This window comes from Actinoplanes sp. NPDC051494 (assembly GCF_044454705.1).
Lineage (GTDB): Bacteria > Actinomycetota > Actinomycetes > Mycobacteriales > Micromonosporaceae > Actinoplanes.
On record NZ_JBITDZ010000002.1, the window covers coordinates 864,872 to 880,945 of the forward strand.

Annotated in this window: 16 protein-coding genes; 9 read left to right on the forward strand and 7 right to left on the reverse strand. The window is 68.7% G+C overall.

All coding sequences use genetic code 11. The features are described 5' to 3' along the window. Positions 1–2: 2 nt before the first annotated feature. From pstB to ACIA6A_RS10585, 6 genes are all read right to left on the reverse strand, one after another. The gene (gene pstB / locus ACIA6A_RS10560) at positions 3–779 is read right to left on the reverse strand and encodes a phosphate ABC transporter ATP-binding protein PstB (RefSeq protein ID WP_396097247.1); all 777 of its coding nucleotides are present in this window, start codon (positions 777–779) and stop codon (positions 3–5) included. A 16-nt stretch (positions 780–795) separates the two neighbouring features. Beyond that, the gene (gene pstA / locus ACIA6A_RS10565; protein WP_396097632.1) at positions 796–1,842 is read right to left on the reverse strand and encodes a phosphate ABC transporter permease PstA; all 1,047 of its coding nucleotides are present in this window, start codon (positions 1,840–1,842) and stop codon (positions 796–798) included. Positions 1,843–1,942: 100 nt separating this feature from the next. Next, a complete protein-coding gene (pstC, locus tag ACIA6A_RS10570) occupies positions 1,943–3,028 on the reverse strand; it encodes a phosphate ABC transporter permease subunit PstC (protein WP_396097248.1) in 1,086 nt (361 codons plus the stop codon). A gap of 36 nt (positions 3,029–3,064) precedes the next feature. Further along, a complete protein-coding gene (gene pstS / locus ACIA6A_RS10575) occupies positions 3,065–4,156 on the reverse strand; it encodes a phosphate ABC transporter substrate-binding protein PstS (RefSeq protein WP_396097249.1) in 1,092 nt (363 codons plus the stop codon). A gap of 365 nt (positions 4,157–4,521) precedes the next feature. Further along, positions 4,522–5,391 carry a mycothiol synthase gene (mshD, locus tag ACIA6A_RS10580; RefSeq protein WP_396097250.1) on the reverse strand — a complete coding sequence of 290 codons (870 nt, stop codon included), beginning with the start codon at positions 5,389–5,391 and terminating at the stop codon, positions 4,522–4,524. Between the two features lie 5 nt (positions 5,392–5,396). After that, complete coding sequence (locus ACIA6A_RS10585) at positions 5,397–6,113, reverse strand: winged-helix domain-containing protein (protein WP_396097633.1); 717 nt, start codon at positions 6,111–6,113, stop codon at positions 5,397–5,399. Positions 6,114–6,453: 340 nt separating this feature from the next. Between ACIA6A_RS10585 and ACIA6A_RS10590 the strand changes: the two genes are divergently transcribed. The 7 genes from ACIA6A_RS10590 (at position 6,454) to ACIA6A_RS10620 (ending at position 14,833) form a co-directional block, all read left to right on the forward strand. Next, a complete protein-coding gene (locus ACIA6A_RS10590; protein ID WP_396097251.1) occupies positions 6,454–7,443 on the forward strand; it encodes a hypothetical protein in 990 nt (329 codons plus the stop codon). A 35-nt stretch (positions 7,444–7,478) separates the two neighbouring features. Next, positions 7,479–8,282, forward strand: a complete 804-nt coding sequence (locus ACIA6A_RS10595) for a DUF2993 domain-containing protein (RefSeq protein WP_396097252.1) — start codon at positions 7,479–7,481, stop codon at positions 8,280–8,282. A gap of 90 nt (positions 8,283–8,372) precedes the next feature. Continuing rightward, positions 8,373–8,453, forward strand: coding sequence for an Ms5788A family Cys-rich leader peptide (locus ACIA6A_RS10600; RefSeq protein ID WP_396097634.1), 81 nt, complete (start codon positions 8,373–8,375; stop codon positions 8,451–8,453). 145 nt (positions 8,454–8,598) lie between these two features. Beyond that, positions 8,599–9,447, forward strand: a complete 849-nt coding sequence (locus tag ACIA6A_RS10605; RefSeq protein ID WP_396097253.1) for a sulfurtransferase — start codon at positions 8,599–8,601, stop codon at positions 9,445–9,447. A gap of 4 nt (positions 9,448–9,451) precedes the next feature. Beyond that, positions 9,452–9,781, forward strand: a complete 330-nt coding sequence (locus tag ACIA6A_RS10610) for a DUF1416 domain-containing protein (RefSeq protein ID WP_396097254.1) — start codon at positions 9,452–9,454, stop codon at positions 9,779–9,781. Between the two features lie 1,163 nt (positions 9,782–10,944). After that, the gene (locus ACIA6A_RS10615) at positions 10,945–11,859 is read left to right on the forward strand and encodes a hypothetical protein (RefSeq protein ID WP_396097255.1); all 915 of its coding nucleotides are present in this window, start codon (positions 10,945–10,947) and stop codon (positions 11,857–11,859) included. A gap of 115 nt (positions 11,860–11,974) precedes the next feature. Next, positions 11,975–14,833 carry an RICIN domain-containing protein gene (locus ACIA6A_RS10620; RefSeq protein ID WP_396097256.1) on the forward strand — a complete coding sequence of 953 codons (2,859 nt, stop codon included), beginning with the start codon at positions 11,975–11,977 and terminating at the stop codon, positions 14,831–14,833. On the opposite strand, the gene ACIA6A_RS10625 is transcribed toward ACIA6A_RS10620, so the two are convergent. Then, positions 14,830–15,204: a DsrE family protein gene (locus ACIA6A_RS10625; RefSeq protein WP_396097257.1), complete on the reverse strand. Its 375-nt coding sequence runs from the start codon at positions 15,202–15,204 to the stop codon at positions 14,830–14,832. The genes ACIA6A_RS10620 and ACIA6A_RS10625 overlap by 4 nt on opposite strands. 14 nt (positions 15,205–15,218) lie before the next feature. Here ACIA6A_RS10625 and mtfM point away from each other — a divergent pair, with 14 nt between their 5' ends. Together mtfM and ACIA6A_RS10635 are read left to right on the forward strand one after the other, a co-directional pair. Next, positions 15,219–15,323, forward strand: a complete 105-nt coding sequence (mtfM, locus tag ACIA6A_RS10630) for a small membrane protein MtfM (RefSeq protein WP_304413000.1) — start codon at positions 15,219–15,221, stop codon at positions 15,321–15,323. Then, entirely contained in the window at positions 15,320–15,922 is a 603-nt protein-coding gene (locus ACIA6A_RS10635) for an FABP family protein (RefSeq protein WP_396097258.1), read from the forward strand. The genes mtfM and ACIA6A_RS10635 overlap by 4 nt, the downstream gene beginning before the upstream one ends. Positions 15,923–16,074: the final 152 nt, after the last annotated feature.

Sequence of the window (16,074 nt, forward strand, 5' to 3'; positions counted from 1 at the left end):
GATCAGCCGAAACGGCCGGTGATGTAGTCCTCGGTCTTCTTCTCGGTGGGGTTGGAGAAGATCTTCTGGGTGTCGTCGTACTCGATGAGCCGGCCCGGCTCCCCGGTCTTGTCGATCGAGAAGAACCCGGTCTTGTCGCTGACCCGGGCGGCCTGCTGCATGTTGTGCGTGACGATGATGATCGTGAACTGGTCCTTCAGCTTGAACATCAGGTCCTCGATCGCCAGCGTCGAGATCGGGTCGAGCGCCGAGCAGGGCTCGTCCATGAGCACGACCTGCGGCTCGACCGCGATGGTACGGGCGATGCAGAGCCGCTGCTGCTGACCGCCGGAGAGGCCGGCGCCGGGCCGGTTGAGCCGGTCCTTGACCTCGTCCCAGAGGTTCGCCGAGCGCAGCGACTTCTCGGCGGCGTCGTCGAGCAGCGACTTCTTCTTGACGCCGTTGAGCTTCAGGCCGGCGACCGCGTTCTCGTAGATCGACATCGTCGGGAACGGGTTCGGGCGCTGGAAGACCATGCCGATCATCCGGCGTACGGCCGTGACGTCCACGTCGGCGTCGTAGATGTTCTGGTCGTCGATGGTCAGCCGGCCCTCGATGCGGGCGTTCGGCAGCACCTCGTGCATGCGGTTGATGGACCGCAGGAACGTCGACTTGCCGCAGCCCGACGGGCCGATGAGGGCGGTGATCGTCTTCGGCTCGACGGCCATCGAGATGCTGTCGATCGCCTTGAACGAGCCGTAGTAGGACGAGACGTTGCTCGCCTCGATGCGCTTGGCCATGGAGGTCACCTCTTACTCAGGACAGCCGGTTGCGGCGGGCGAGCAGCTTCGCTGCGATGGTCAGGATCAGGACCAGGGAGACCAGCGTCAGCGCGGCGGTCCAGGCACGGTCGGGGGCGAAGCGGGAGGCGTCGCCCGCCTGCTGGTACACGAAGAGCGACAGCGAGGACTGGTTGCCCGCGAACGGGTCCATGTTGATCGCCGCGGCACCGCCGGCGACCAGCAGCACCGGAGCGGTCTCGCCGGCCGCCCGGGCGATGGAGAGCATGACACCGGTGACGATGCCGGGCAGCGCGGTCGGCAGGACGACCTTGAGGATCGTCTTCCACTGCGGCACGCCGAGCGCGTACGCGCCTTCGCGCAGCGGCCCGGGCACCAGGCGCAGCATCTCCTCGGTGGACCGCACGATGGTCGGCAGCATCAGCACGGTCAGCGCGAGCGAGGCCGCGAAACCGGAGAAGCGGGGTACGCCGTCGTTGAACCAGGGGCTGACGATGAGCACCCAGAACGACAGCACGAACAGGCCGGCCACGATCGACGGGATGCCGGTCATGACGTCGACGAAGAAGCGGACCGTCAGCGCGAACTTGCCCCGGCCGTACTCGACGAGGTAGATCGCGCCGAGCACGCCCACCGGCACCGCCATCAGGGCGGCGATGCCGACCTGCTCCAGCGTGCCGATGATGGCGTGGTAGGCGCCGCCGTTGGCGTCCCGGGCCCCGATGTTGGCCATCGAGGTGCCGAAGAAGTCGCCGTCCAGGCGGCCCACGCCCTTGGAGAGCAGCGTCCACACCACTGAGGCCAGCGGCAGGATCGCCAGGATGCAGGCCGAATAGATCATGGCGCGCCAGATCTTGTTCTTGGCGGCCCGCCTGCCCTCCACCCGGCTCGCGGCGAGGTACAGCCCGGCCAGGTAGAAGACGGCGCCGAGGAAGACGACCAGCACCCAGTTGCCGATGCCGGTGCCCAGCACCAGCGCGGCCGAGATGACCAGGGCGGCGACCGCGATGCCGAGGTCGGCGAACAGCGGCAGTTTCTTCGACCGGATGTTGTCCGGCGTCATGACGACGCCCGGGGTCTCACGCTCGAGAAGGCTCATTCTGCGCTCACCTTTTGCATGCCCTTGTGGCCCTTCACTCGCAAGCTCGCTCCGGTGCAGTCGGTCATGCCGCACTGTCCCTGAACTCGCGGCGCCGGTAGATGATCGCCCGGGCGATCATGTTGACGACCAGGGTGATGGCGAACAGCACCAGACCGGAGGCGATCAGCGCGCCGCGGCCGGTGGCGTTGGCCTCGCCGAAGCTGTTGGCGATGTTGGCGGCGATCGAGTTGCCACCGCTCTGGATCAGGTTGAACGAGATGCCGAACGTGATGCCGAGGGTCAGCGCCAGGGCGATGGTCTCACCGAGCGCGCGGCCCAGGCCGAGCATGACCGCGGCGAGCACGCCGGGCTTGCCGTACGGCAGCACCGACGTCCGGATCATCTCCCACTTGGTGGCGCCCAGCGCGAGCGCGGCCTCCTCGTTCATCGGCGGGGTCTGCTGGAAGACCTCGCGCGACAGCGACGTGACGATCGGCAGCACCATGATCGCCAGCACCAGCGAGCCCAGCATGATCGAGCGGCCGAACGGGCCGTCGCCGCCGAACAGCGGGATCCAGCTGAAGTATTTGTTGAGCCACACCGAGAAGTCCTGCACCGGGATCCGGAAGACGTCGCGGCCCCAGAGACCGAACACCACGCTGGGTACGGCGGCGAGCAGGTCGATCGTGAAGCCGAGCGGCGTGGCCAGCCGCTTCGGCGCGTAGTGCGACAGGAACAGCGCGATCCCCAGCGCGATCGGCACCGCGATGAGCAGCGCGAGCACCGAGCTCAGCACCGTGCCGAACGCGAGCGCGGCGATGCCGAAGCGCGGTTCCGTCTCGTTCGGGAACCACTCCTTCGACGTCAGGAAGCTCGCGTTGTTGGCGTTGAGGGCCGGGATGGCCTTCGAGATCAGGAAGATCGCGATGGCGAGGATGATGACGAGCACCATCGCACCGGCGGCCGTGCTGAGTGCCTTGAAGCCGGTCTCCATGGAGAACCGGGCCTTCTTGGGCAGCGCACTCCCGCCACCCAGCGGCGGACGGTTTCCGTAGCTGTCGTCGGGAGGGGTCGGCGATAGGCCGTTGCCGGCGGACCGGGTGTGACGCGCTGTCACACCCGATCCACCGGCGCTGGTGCTCGCCGAGCGGGAGGGATTGTCACCCATTCGCTCGCTCGCTGTCGTCTAGGAGGGGTGGGTGCTTCAGGAGATCTTCGCGACCGAGGCCTCGACCTTGCTGCGCACCGACTCGGGGAGCGGCGCGTAGCCGAGCTCGGCGAGGGCCGACTGGCCGCCGGTGCTCGCGGTGTAGGTCAGGAAGCCCTTGATGGCGGCGGCCTTCGGGCTGCCCTTGCTGCAGGCGATCTCGTACGTGACGAGGACGATCGGGTACGCGCCGGCCTCGGTGGTGTTGTAGTCGATGGCCAGCTTCAGGTCGTCGCCGGTGCCCTCGATCTTGGCGCCCGCGATGGTCTTGCCGGCGCTCTCGCCGGTCAGCTCGGTGAACTCACCCGCACCGTTCTTGACCTTGGCCTTCTTCAGGTCGCTGTTCTCCGCGAAGGAGAGCTCGACGTAGGAGATCGAGGCCGGGGTGCTCTTGACGGCCTGCGCGATGCCGTCCGAGCCCTTGGCGCCGGTGCCGCCCGGGGCCTTCCACGCCTTGGCGTTGCTGAAGCTCCAGTCAGCCTCGGCGGACTTGCTGAGGTACTTGGTGAAGTTGTCGGTGGTGCCCGACTCGTCCGAGCGGTGCACGGTCGCGATGGCCGTGGCCGGCAGCGTCACGCCGGCGTTCTCGGCGGCGATGGCCGGGTCGTTCCAGGTCTTGATCGTGCCGGCGAAGATCTTGGCGATCGTCGAAGCCGACAGGTTGAGGGCGTCGACACCGTCGACGTTGTAGACGACCGCGATCGGGCCGGTCACCATCGGGAGGTTGAGCGCGGCACCGCCGGGGCACTTGGCGTCGGCCTGCGGCTGCTCCTCCTCCTTGAGCGCGGAGTCCGAGCCGGCGAAGTCGGCGGTCCCGGCGATGAACGCCTGGATGCCCGCGCCGGAGCCGGTGCCCTCGTAGCCGATCTTGGCGTCGGCGCACTGGCTGGCGTAGGTCTTGATCCACTCGTCCATGGCGTTCTTCTGCGCCGACGAGCCCTGCGCGGTCAGGTCGCCCGCGGCGCAGCTCGCGTTGGCGGCGGAGGCGCCGCCGGCCGAGCTGGGCTCGGCGTTGTCAGAGCCGCACGCGGTGAGCGCGAAGGCGGCGGTCATGGCAATACCAGCAACGTAGAACCGCTGGAGCTTCACGGTGTTCCCTTCGAATGGATCGCATCTCCGGGCTCCGTGTCCCGGTGTGCCGAACTTTCATCGGCACAACCGGAAAGTTAAAAGGGCCAGGTGACCGGCTTCCCCGGCCTAAATGAACGCAGGGTGAACACGTAGGCGCCTTCGTATTGCCTGTTGCTGAGGTGGGGTTGTCCGTTACGTGAACCGAAGGCTTTTTGACCGAAATGTCAGCCAAATACGGGCGTCGACCTCGCCTACGACGGGCCGGTCCGACCGATTCGGGACGGAAGTTACCCCTGATATGTGAGCGGGGTCACCCCCGAGACATTAACCGATCGTTGGCCCGGGGGTACCCGATCCGTTCACGTGCTGATCACCCGAACGGGTCAGCGGGCGTACTGGATGTCGGTGGAGAAGACCTCGAAGCCCAGCCGGCGGTACAGAGCGACCGCTGCGGCGTTGGACTCGTCCACGTAGAGCAGGGCGTCACCGAGCCCCAGACCCGCCAGATGGCGCAGGCCGGCGACGCTCAGCGCGGCACCGAGGCCGCGGCGGTGACCGTCCGGGTCGACGCCGAGGACGTAGATCTCGCCGATGGCGGGCTCGTCCCCCTCGGCGGGGTGCACCTTGGTCCAGTGGAAGCCGAGCAGGTGGTCGTCGGCCGGATCGACCGCGAGCAGGAAACCGGCCGGATCGAACCACGGCTCGGCGAAGCGCACGCGCAGGTCGGCGGCGCTCCAGCGGCCCTGCTCGGGGTGGTGCGCGAACGCCCGGGAGTTGACGCCCAGCCAGGCCTCGTCGTCGGAACCCGGCACGAACGCGCGGATCCGGACCTCGGCGGGCAGCGGCACGTCGGGAAGGTCATGCAGCGAGCGGCGCATCTGCCAGAGCACACGGGCGCGGGTGAAACCGGCCTTCTCCGCGAAGACCTGGGCGCCGGGATCATCGCCGTGCGCCCAGAAATGCAGCTCACCGTCGCCGGCGGCGGCCAGCAGGGCGGAACCGTGCCCGCGCAGCCGGTGCTTCGGGTGCACGACGAGCTCGCCGTCACCGCTGTCGTTCACGTAGGCGTAGCCGGCGAGCTCGCCACCCTCACCCATCGCCAGCAGGTGATGGTGGGTGGTGCCACGCAGGCCCAGAACCCCGTCCTCGGAGAGCGGGGAGATGCCGTCGGCTTCGTCCGCCGCGGTGGCCAACGCGAAGACGTCGGCCACCTCGGCAGCGGAGAGCCGGTCCGAGGACCGGATATCGATCATGAAGGTCAGACCGGCAGCGAGACGGGCTCGTTGTCGGGGAGCTGACGGCCGGTCGGCGGCACGACGAACTTGTAGCCGACCTGGCGCACGGTGCCGATCATCGACTCGTACTCCGAGCCGAGCTTGGCCCGCAGCCGGCGCACGTGCACGTCGACCGTGCGGGTGCCACCGAAGTAGTCGTAACCCCAGACCTCACGCAGCAGCTGGTCACGGGTGAAGACCCGGCCCGGGTGCTGTGCCAGGAACTTGAGCAGCTCGAACTCCTTGTACGTGAGGTCGAGCGGCCGGCCCTTGAGCTTGGCGGCGTAGGTGTCGGGGTCGATGTTGAGCTCGCCGGCGCGGATCGAGCCACCGGCCCCCGCGGTCGCGTTGTTCAGGCGGCCGACACCCAGGCGCAGCCGTGCCTCGACCTCGGCCGGCCCGGCACTGGCCAGGATGACGTCGTCGACACCCCAGTCGGCGTTGAGGGCGATCAGGCCGGCCTCGGTCACGACGGCCATCAGGGGCACGCCGATGCCCGTGGCGTGCAGCATGCGGCAGGTCGCGCGGGCTTCCGAGAGCTCGGAGCGGGCGTCGACGAGCACGGCGTCCGGGCTGGGACCGGAAACCAGCGTGCGCACATCGCGGGGCGCGGTGCGCACCGAGTGGGGCAGCAGGTCCAGGGCGGGCAGCACGGCGGAAGGCTCACCGGCGCGGGCCGTCACCAACAGGAGGATTTCCACACTCACCTCGATCCTCGCGGCACGAGGGCCGCTCGGGTGACCCGGTCTGCGTGGTGGAATGCCACGCAACCGGAGGGTCTCGTCCCGGCGTCACCGACGGGTGGGCTGCGAATACCTTAACCGATGCATCCGCTCGATCACTCATTTACGAACACCGAGTGATGTGACGAACGCCCCGGAGGTGACCGAACGGCCAAATGGTAACCACCCTTTTACCTGAGTGGCACGTCACACTCCGCTCACGTCCGGTGGGAGCGTACCCATGTTGCGGGGCGGTGACGGGACAGCGGGCCGGACGTCGATGCGTGCAATATCGCTCCCGTCTGGCACCATCGCAGACGTGTTCCCCACCACCCCGCGAGACAGCGATGCCTGGGACGAGGACGTCTCCCGGGAGATCGCGCGTTCCGCGCCGGGCCGGTCCGCGGCCGGCTTCCCCGCCGGCGACCGCCACGAGGATGAGCTGGGGGACGACGAGGACTTCGAAGAAGAGGTCAGATTCGTTCCGGTACGCCGGCAGCTGTCGATCGCGATCGCCGGGTTCGCCGGGCTGCTGGGCACCGGCCTGATCCTCGGGGCGCAGACGTCGGGACCGGACGCGCGGCTCCCGTACGCGATCGTGGTCCTCGGTGTGCAGGCATTGTTCGTCCTGGCCTTCACCATGGCGATCCGGCCGCCGGCGGCCGGGGTCGTGGCCGGGGTGTGCGTGGCGGCCGCCGTGGTCGCCGACTATCTCGCGGTCACCACCCGGCCCGCCTCGATGCTGCCGCTGGTCTACGTGCTCGCCGCCGCGTTCGTGACCGCACTGATCGGGCAGGCCGTCCGGGCCCGCGACCGGCTGCAACTGCGCGACTCGCTCGGCGGCACGTTCGTCATCGTGTTCGGCGTGCTCTGCTTCAGCCTGCTGCTGGTGCTCACCCGGCGGCCGATCGGCGCCCAGGCGATGCTCGTCTGCCTCAGCGCGGTGGGCGTGTCGCTGCTGCTCGCGCACGTCATCGACGCGATCTTCCCCAAGCCGCGGATCGCCCCGCAGGTGCCGCGCGGGGCGACCGGCGTCATCGTCGGCGCGATGATCGGCACGCTCACCTCGGCCGCGCTGGGCAGCGTGCTCGTGCTGCCGTTCACGCCGGCCAAGGGCGCGATCATCGGTTTTGTCATCGCGGGCATCGCCGGCCTGGTCGACCTGGCCGTCAACTTCTCGGAGGCCGGCCGCAGCATGGCCGGCGACGCGCCCACGTTCTGGGTGGCCCGGCACATGCAGGGCCCGCTGGGCGCTTTCGCCCTCTCCCTCCCGGCCACCTATCTCCTCACGGTCTTCATGCTTTCCTGACCGTCGCATTGGGCATATACCTTTGCCATCCCCCGATGTCGAAGGAGCACCACGTGGCGGAATACGGGTCGGCGCGACCGCGCAAGCGCTGGGGCCGGCGGCTGCTGATCACCTTCCTGGTGCTCCTGGTCCTGCTCGCGGTGGCACTGGTGGTGGGCGACCGGGTCGCCGCCTCCTACGCGGAGCGGACCATCGCGGACCGGGTGGCCGAGCAGGTCGCCAACCAGAAGGCCACCGCCGAGCGCCCGGACGTGACGGTCGAGGGCACGCCGTTCCTGACCCAGGTCGTGGCCGGTGACTACCAGGAGATCAAGATCCTCCTGAAGAACTTCAGCGCGCCCGACCAGACCGGCAACATGATCAAGATGCCGACGCTGGACATCCGGGCCCAGGACGTCGACGCCCCGCTGAACACGCTGCGCACCGGCACCGGCGACATCGTGGCCGGCACGGTGACCGGCACCGGCACCATCGAGTACCCGGACCTCGCCACCCTGATCGACCAGGACGGGCTGACGCTCGGCGAGAAGGACGGCAAGCTCGTCGGATCGGCGCCCATCCAGGCTGTCGGCCAGACCTTCCAGGTGACCGGCACGGCTGACCTGGCCGTGGCGGACGGCGTGGTGCAGGTGCGCTTCAGCGACGTCACCGCGGCCGGCCTGCCCGACATCCCCCTGGTCAATAACCTGGTCGACAACTACGTGAAACAACTCGCGTACAACCTCGACGTGCCGGCGCTGCCCCTGAACCTCAAGGTCCAGAAGGTGGAGCCCCGCCCGGAAGGCCTGGTGGTGACCACCGGAGCCGAGAATGTTCCGCTGAACTCCGGCGGATTGTGACGGCGTTCGGGCAGAGTGTGACCGTCGACTCCATCCCGGATGGTGGTCGACGGTGTTCCGTGCTCTGGAACCGCTGATATGGTCTGGGGCATGAGCCTCCTGCTGCTCACCAAGAGGCGCGCGGTCGACCTGTGCCGCGTGGCCGCCTGCCTGTGTCGCCCCGTCCTCTGACGGGGTCACTCGCCTTTTCCTTTTTCGCCCGGCAGTGGCGCCGTACGCAAACCGTGATCCGTTTTTCGGGTCGGCGCGCGTGCGACCTCTTGAAATCCCTCGCGCGCTGACTCCCCCATCTCTCACCTGACAAGGGAGCATTCCGATGAGTCGCGACTCCGCACTCGTCTCTGCCGAATGGGCCGAGAAGAACCTCGACACCCCGGGAGTGGTCTTCGTCGAAGTCGACGAGGACACCACCGCCTACGACGGCGGCCACATCCCCGGCGCGATCAAGATCGACTGGAAGACCGACCTGCAGGACCCGGTCCGCCGCGACTTCGTCGACCAGGAGCAGTTCTCCGCGCTGCTGTCCTCGCGCGGCATCGCCAACGACGACACCGTGATCCTGTACGGCGGCAACAACAACTGGTTCGCCGCCTACGCGTACTGGTACTTCAAGCTGTACGGCCACGGCGACGTCAAACTCCTCGACGGCGGCCGCAAGAAGTGGGAACTCGACGCCCGCACCTACACCAAGGACGTCCCCACCCGCCCCACCACCACCTACACCGCAGCCGCCCCCGACCTGTCGATCCGCGCCTTCCGCGACGAGGTCGTCCAGGCCATCGGCGCCAAGAACCTCGTCGACGTCCGCAGCCCCGACGAATTCGCCGGCCGCCTGCTCGCCCCGGCCCACCTCCCGCAGGAGCAGTCCCAGCGCGGCGGGCACATCCCCACCGCGATCAGCGTCCCGTGGAGCAAGTCCGCCAACGAGGACGGCACCTTCAAGTCCGACGACGAACTCACCAAGATCTACGGTGACGCCGGCCTCGACGGCTCCAAGGACACCATCGCCTACTGCCGCATCGGCGAGCGTTCCTCGCACACCTGGTTCGTCCTCAAGGAACTCCTCGGCCAGCAGAACGTCAAGAACTACGACGGCTCCTGGACCGAGTACGGCTCCCTCATCGGCGTCCCGATCGCCCTCGGCGACGAACCCGGAAAGGCGTGACCGGATGACGACTCCCAACATCGCGGACGGTTGCGCCGCCCCCGACCAGTCGGCTCCCATCCCGGCCAGCGTCGACCTCCAGAAAGAAACCGTCATCACCGGCATCGTGACGAACCCGGACGGCGACCCGGTGGCGGGCGCCTACGTCCGCCTCCTCGACGCGACCGGCGAATTCACGGCCGAGGTGGTCTCCTCCCCGGAGGGCGTCTTCCGCTTCTTCGCGGCGCCGGGATCCTGGACCCTGCGAGCCCTGTCCCGCCACGGCAACGGAGACCTCACGGTCGACGCGAACCGGGGCGTGAACCAGGTCGGCCTCAGCGTCGTCTCCGCCTGATCCAGCTCGCGCTCTGTTGACCAAGGGCGGGACCCCATCAGGGGTCCCGCCCTTCGGTTTCTCCGGCCTTACCACCCCGGGTTGTCCACAGCCCAGTTGTCCACAGCCCGGGGTTATCCACAGGCGGGGTCTGTCCACAGGCCGGCCAGCGCAAACTGGCTGCCAGAGTCTTGCCCCAAATAATCTAGCCCCATGACAACCGCGGCAACTCTCTCCCCGTTGACGGCCGACCCCTCCACAACCCTGCCGCCGAGGCGTTGTCTGAGCCTCCGACCTTGGCGCCGCAGATCTCCGCATCCCGAGCCCCTCTGGCCTGAGCCCCTCCGGCCTGAACCCCTCCACCCCGAGCCCCTCCGGCCTGAGCCCCTCCGTGTCTGGCCTTTCCGTATCTGGCCCTTCCACGCCGCCCTTTCCCGGCCTGGAATTTCCCGGTCAGGGGCTCCCCATCTGGGGGTCTTCCGCGCTGGCCCATCCTGGCCGGGGGCTCTCCGGTCAAGGGCTCCCCATCTGGGGGTCTTCCGCGCTGGCCCATCCTGGCCGGGGATTCTCCCGACAAGGGCTCTCTCGACAAGGGCTCTCCGGCTGGGGGTCTTCCGTACTGGCCCATTCCGGTCAGGGGTTCTCCGCCTACGAGCCTTCCGTGTCAGCTCCCTCTGGCCAGGGGTTCTCCGCCCGGGGTCCTTCGATGTCGGCCCTGTCGAGCCGGGGGGTTGCCGATTTGGCGCTCTCCGCTCGGCACCCTTCTGTGCCCGGCCTTTCCGTAGCCGGTCCTTGCTCGTATGGATTCTCGGCTCACCGCCGTCGCAGCTCATGCCGTCGTGCCTGTCGACATCGGGTCTCTTGACCCCGATCACCTTGCCGCCACGCCGGAGGCTGATCGCCCTCGGCCCGGGCCGTTCCCTTCGCCCTCTCCCTTGCCGCCACGCCGGAGGCTGATCGCCGTCGGCCCGGGCCGTTCCCTTCGCCCTCTCCCTTGCCGCCACGCTGGAGGCTGATCGCCGTCGGCCCGGGCCGTTCCCTTCGCCCTCTCCCTTGCCGCCACGCTGGAGGCTGATCGCCGTTCGGCCCGGGCCGTTCCCTTCGCCCTCTCCCCTTGTTGATCAAACGGGCGTGAGGTGGAGCTGGCAGGGGTGGTGCTGCGAGGGCGTGCGAGCATGGCGGACGTGAGTTCGCCTGGCTGTCCCGTCGTCGCGTCGCCGCCCGCCCCGGAGCGGCCCGAGCGGCGGTGGTGGCTGGTCGCTGTGGCCGCGGGGTGGGGTGTGCTGCTGGCCGGAGCCATCCTGTGGTCGGTGCGCAACGATCCTCCGACCGTGGCGGAACAGCGGGACATCGGCGCCGCGTTGCCGCTGTTCGAGCAGGTCAGCGGTTTGGTCGTGGCAGCCGCGGACGGGCCGGACCGGACGGTGGAGATCGGGGCCCTGGTATTCGACCGGGGCTGCTCGATCACCCCGGTCCGCTCCGGCGTCGAGGCGCTCCGGGACATCACCGTCCGGGTGCGCGACGACCAGGCCCCCGGCACCCTGGAATCGGTGGCCGCGGCACTGCCCGCCGGATGGAAGGCGGCAGTGGGGCACAACGCTGCCAGCACCCGCTATTTCCTGCACGCTGACGCGGGTGAGTTCGTAGGTGTCGATGCCACGACCGACGACGTGGACAACGCACTGACGCTGCAGGTCTCCACCGGCTGCCGGCCGCTGTCGGACGGCATCGACTACGACCCCGCGCCCTTCATGCCGGGCCCGGGCGAAACCCCCGACGCCCTGCTGGACGCGGTCGCCGCCCTGCGAGCCGCCACGTCTCCCCAGGCTGCCGGCCCCGCGTCACCGGACCCGTCCGAGCCGGGCTGGACGGCTGGGGCGGAGGTTGTCTGTCCGGGTGGGCGGGTCGCGCGGACCCTGGTTGTGGGTGGTCTGGCGGCGCCGGGTGATCTCGGGCGGGCGCTGCGGGAGGTGGCCGGCGGCGTGACTGTTGTCCGTGCTGACGCCCATGAGTGGGCCTACCGGGTCGGTGAGGTCTCCGTGGTGGTCACTGAGAGTGAAGGTGTGGCCAAGGCCAGCGCGACGGTCAGTTGTCGATGAATTGACTTGCGGCTATCTATTTACCGCATTCACTCGGCGTTTTACGATTCTGTAACGCAAGGATTTGAACAGAATCCACCATGAGCGCACGCCCTGGCATCACCCGGAGGCTGCTGTGGACCGTCGTAAATTTCTGACCGCGAGCATCGCCGTCCCCACGGTTGCGGCCGTCACCGAGGCAATGGCCGTGACCCCGGCGGCGGGCACCGCGCCGGCAGCGAGCGCTGGGGAACGAGGGCGGGCCGCGCCCGGCTATGTGGTCAACCGGGCTCCACTGCGACCCGACGCGTTTCTTCGCCTGGCCCCGGGTTCGACGAGAGCCACCGGATGGCTGGCCACCCAACTCGGGTATCAATTGACCGGCATCAACGGGCGGATGACCGAGATCTCGCATTTCCTCCAGTACGACAACACCGGCTGGACCCGTCCCTCGCTCGGCGGCTGGGAGGAGGTGCCCTACTGGCTCAAAGGGTTCAGTAGCCTCGGCTATGTCACCGGTGACTCCCGGGTCATCGCCGAGACCCGGCGCTGGATCGACGGGGTTCTCGCCACCCAGGCCCGCGACGGCTATTTCGGGCCTGAAGGGTTGCGGACCAGTCTCAACAACGGCCCCGATCTCTGGCCGCACATGCCCATGCTGCACGCCGTCCGGTCGTACCAGGAATTTACCGGCGACGCCCGGATCGTGCCGTTCCTGACCCGCTTCTTCCGCTACGTCGACGCGCAGGGCACCGGCGTCTTCTCGCAGAGCTGGGGCAGTTTCCGGTGGGCGGACACCCTGGAGGTGGTGTTCTGGGTCTACAACCGGACCGGGGACGCGTTCCTCCTGGATCTGGCCCGCAAGATCCACGCCAACTCGGCGAACTATCTGAACGATCTGCCGAGTCCGCACAACGTCAATCTGGCCCAGGGTTTCCGGGAGCCGGCTGTCTACTCGGTGCTTTCCGGGGATCCGGCTCATCGGCAGGCCAGCTACCAGGACTATGCCGCGATCATGAGCGGGTACGGCCAGTTCCCGGGCGGTGGTTTCGCCGGTGACGAGAACATGCGGGCCGGGTTCGGCGATCCCCGGCAGGGCTTCGAGACCTGCGGGATCGTCGAGTTCATGGCGAGCCACGAGATGCTCGCCCGGATCACCGGTGATCCCGTGTGGGCCGATCGGGTCGAGGACCTCGCCTTCAATTCGCTGCCCGCGTCGCTCGACCCGGAACAGACCGGCATCCACTACATCACCAGCGCCAACAGCATGTCGCTGCTCGACCGGACCGGGAGCCAGGGGCAGTTCCAGAACGGGTTCCCGATGCAGGCGTACATGCTGGGCATCGACAATTATCGCTGCTGCCCGCACAACTACGGGATGGGCTGGCCCTACTACGTCGAGGAGATGTGGGCGGCGACCCCCGACGGCGGGCTGGTCGCCAATCTGCATGGTCCGGCGCGGGTCACGGCCGCGGTCTCCGGTGGTACGAGGGTCACCGTCGCCGCCGATACGACGTACCCGTTCGCCGATTCGATCACCTACGCGGTGACCACGCCGGCGCCGGTGGCGTTCCCGTTGTATCTGCGCATCCCGGGATGGTGCGAGGCTCCCACCGCCACGGTGAACGGTTCGGTCGTGCCGATCGCGCCCGGGCCCTCGTACGCGAAAATCAGCCGGACCTGGTCCAAGGGTGACCGAGTCGTCCTGCGGCTTCCCATGCGGGCGCGCGCCACGGCCTGGAGCGGCAATCACGGCGCGGTCTCGGTGAATTTCGGTGCTCTGACGTTCTCGCTCGCGATCAGCGAGAACTGGTCCCGGACCGGCGGAACCGACGAGTGGCCGACGCGTGAGGTGCGGCCGGGGTCGGCGTGGAACTACGGCCTGGACAACGGCACGAGTTTCGCGGTGACCACCGGTCTGGGCGACGCCGCCGATCCGTTCACGCCGGCCACCGCCCCGATCCGGATCACCACGCCGGCCCGGCGGATCCCGGCGTGGTCGGCCGACTCGGACCAGATCGTGACCCCGTTGCAGGACAGCCCGACGCCGTCGGCCGAGCCGGTGGAGACGGTCACGCTGATCCCGATGGGTGCGGCCCGGCTGCGGATCAGCGCGTTCCCGGTGATCGGTGCCGGCCGGCCCTGGGTGCCGCCGGGGGTGGCTTTCCGGATCCAGAACGAGCACAGCGGCAAGGTGCTCGGCGTCGATCAGATGTCGCTCGCGGACAGCGCCCGGGTGGTGCAGTTCGCGGACACCGGCACCGCCGATCACCTCTGGCAGATCGTGGACAACGGCGACGGGTTCGTGCGGCTGCGCTGCGTGAATTCCGGCAAGGTGCTCGGGGTCGACCAGATGTCGGCGGCTGACTCGGCGCAGGTGGTGCAGTTCGCGGACAACGGGACCGCCGACCATCTCTGGGAGGTCCTCGACAACGGCACCGGATACGCCCGCTTCCGGAACAGGAACTCTGGGAAGGTGCTCGGGGTGGCCGGCATGTCCACGGCCGACTCGGCGAACGTGGTGCAGTTCGGTGACACCGGGACAGCCGACCACAACTGGCGCCTGATCCCGGACGCGACGGTGCAGCTCCAGGTCGTCCACAGCGGCAAGGTCCTCGCCATCCAGGACATGTCGACGGCGAACGGCGCGCAACTGACCCAGTGGCCGCCGACCGGCACCGCGGACCACGTGTGGCGCTTCGAGGACTCGGGTGACGGTCACTTCCGGATCGTCAGCACGCTCACCGGCAAATGCGTCGACGTCAGCGGCGCCTCGACGGATGACGGAGCGCGGGTGACCCAGTGGGAATACCTCGGCGGCGCCAATCAGCAGTGGCGGCTGGCCTGGGCCGGCCCGGGTGTGTTCACGGTGATCGCGCGACACAGCGGCAAGCTGCTGGAGGTCTCCGGCCGGTCCATGGCGGACGGCGCGAACGTCACCCAGTGGGCCGCTCTGGATCTCGACAACCAGAGATGGCGTCTGACGACCGGTTAGTAGACGACCGCCTGGGCGCCGTCGGACATGATCTCCTCGACGAAGACGGCGGCGCCCGCGATCCGGATCCCCGGCAGCACGTCCGCCGGGCCGATGTCCCGCCGGGCCGCACACTGCGTGCACAGCGTCACCTTGCCGTTGGCCAGCAGCAGGTCGAGCAGGTCGGGCAGCGGTGCCGCGTGGGGCAGCTCGAACTCCCCGGCCCGGCCCGGCAGCGCGAACCAGGCCGACTCCCCGGTCAGCCAGAACGACACCTCGACGCCGGACGCGACTGCGGTGCTCGCCACGGTGAACGCCTGCGAGCAGCGCTCCGGCGCATCGGCACCGGCGGTGGTCTTGACGACGAGAAGGCGTCCCATGCGGGTCAGCATAGGATGGATCCGTCATGGTTACAGAGATCGGGTATGTGAGCCTGCTGGTCGCCGGAATCGGTGGGCTGGCCGGCGGTTTGGGATATCTGGCGATGCGCATTGCAAGGGGACGCTGGTGAGCAGTGAGACGGAGAACCCACTTGGCCCGCCGCCCTGGCTGAACGCTCCGCCGGTCGAGGCCTACCCCTACGAGGACACGCACGACCTGCGTGTGGGCCCCGACCTGCACCCCTCGTTGCTGGGGCTGCTGCCTTTCATCGGGTTGTGGCGCGGTCGTGGTCAGGGTGGCTTCCCGGCGGACGAGGATTACAACTACGCCCAGGAAGTCCGGATCAGTCACGACGGCAGGCCGTTCCTCGCCTACGAGTCGCGCATCTGGCTGCTCGACGACGACTCGAAGCCGATCGGCCAGGGTGAGCGCGAGCTCGGCTTCTGGCGCCCGGTGCTCAACGCCGACGGCCGGCCGACCGACGAGATGGAAGCGACGCTGACCAGCGAGAACGGCGTCATCGAGATCTACGAGGGCGAGGCGCACAACACCCGCCTGGAGATGGCGACCGCAGGCGTCGGGCACACCGCCACCGGCCTGCCGGTCACCGGTGCCCAGCGGTTGTACGGCATCGTCGAGGGCGCCCTGCTCTATGCCCACGAGATGGCGGCCAACGGCGAGAAGCTCCGCCCGCATCTCTCCGCCCGCCTTCTCCGGATCGGCGGCTGACCTTTCGCACCTGTCGGCGCGGTGTCCGTTCGGGCGCCGCGCCGCTTGCTGTTCCCCTGAGGTGTTCTCCGGCACAGGCGGCGACACGGTCCGGTGGTCGGCGACCAGCGGCGGTTCGCCGTCGTCGGTCGCGGTGCGGCCGCCGGAACCAC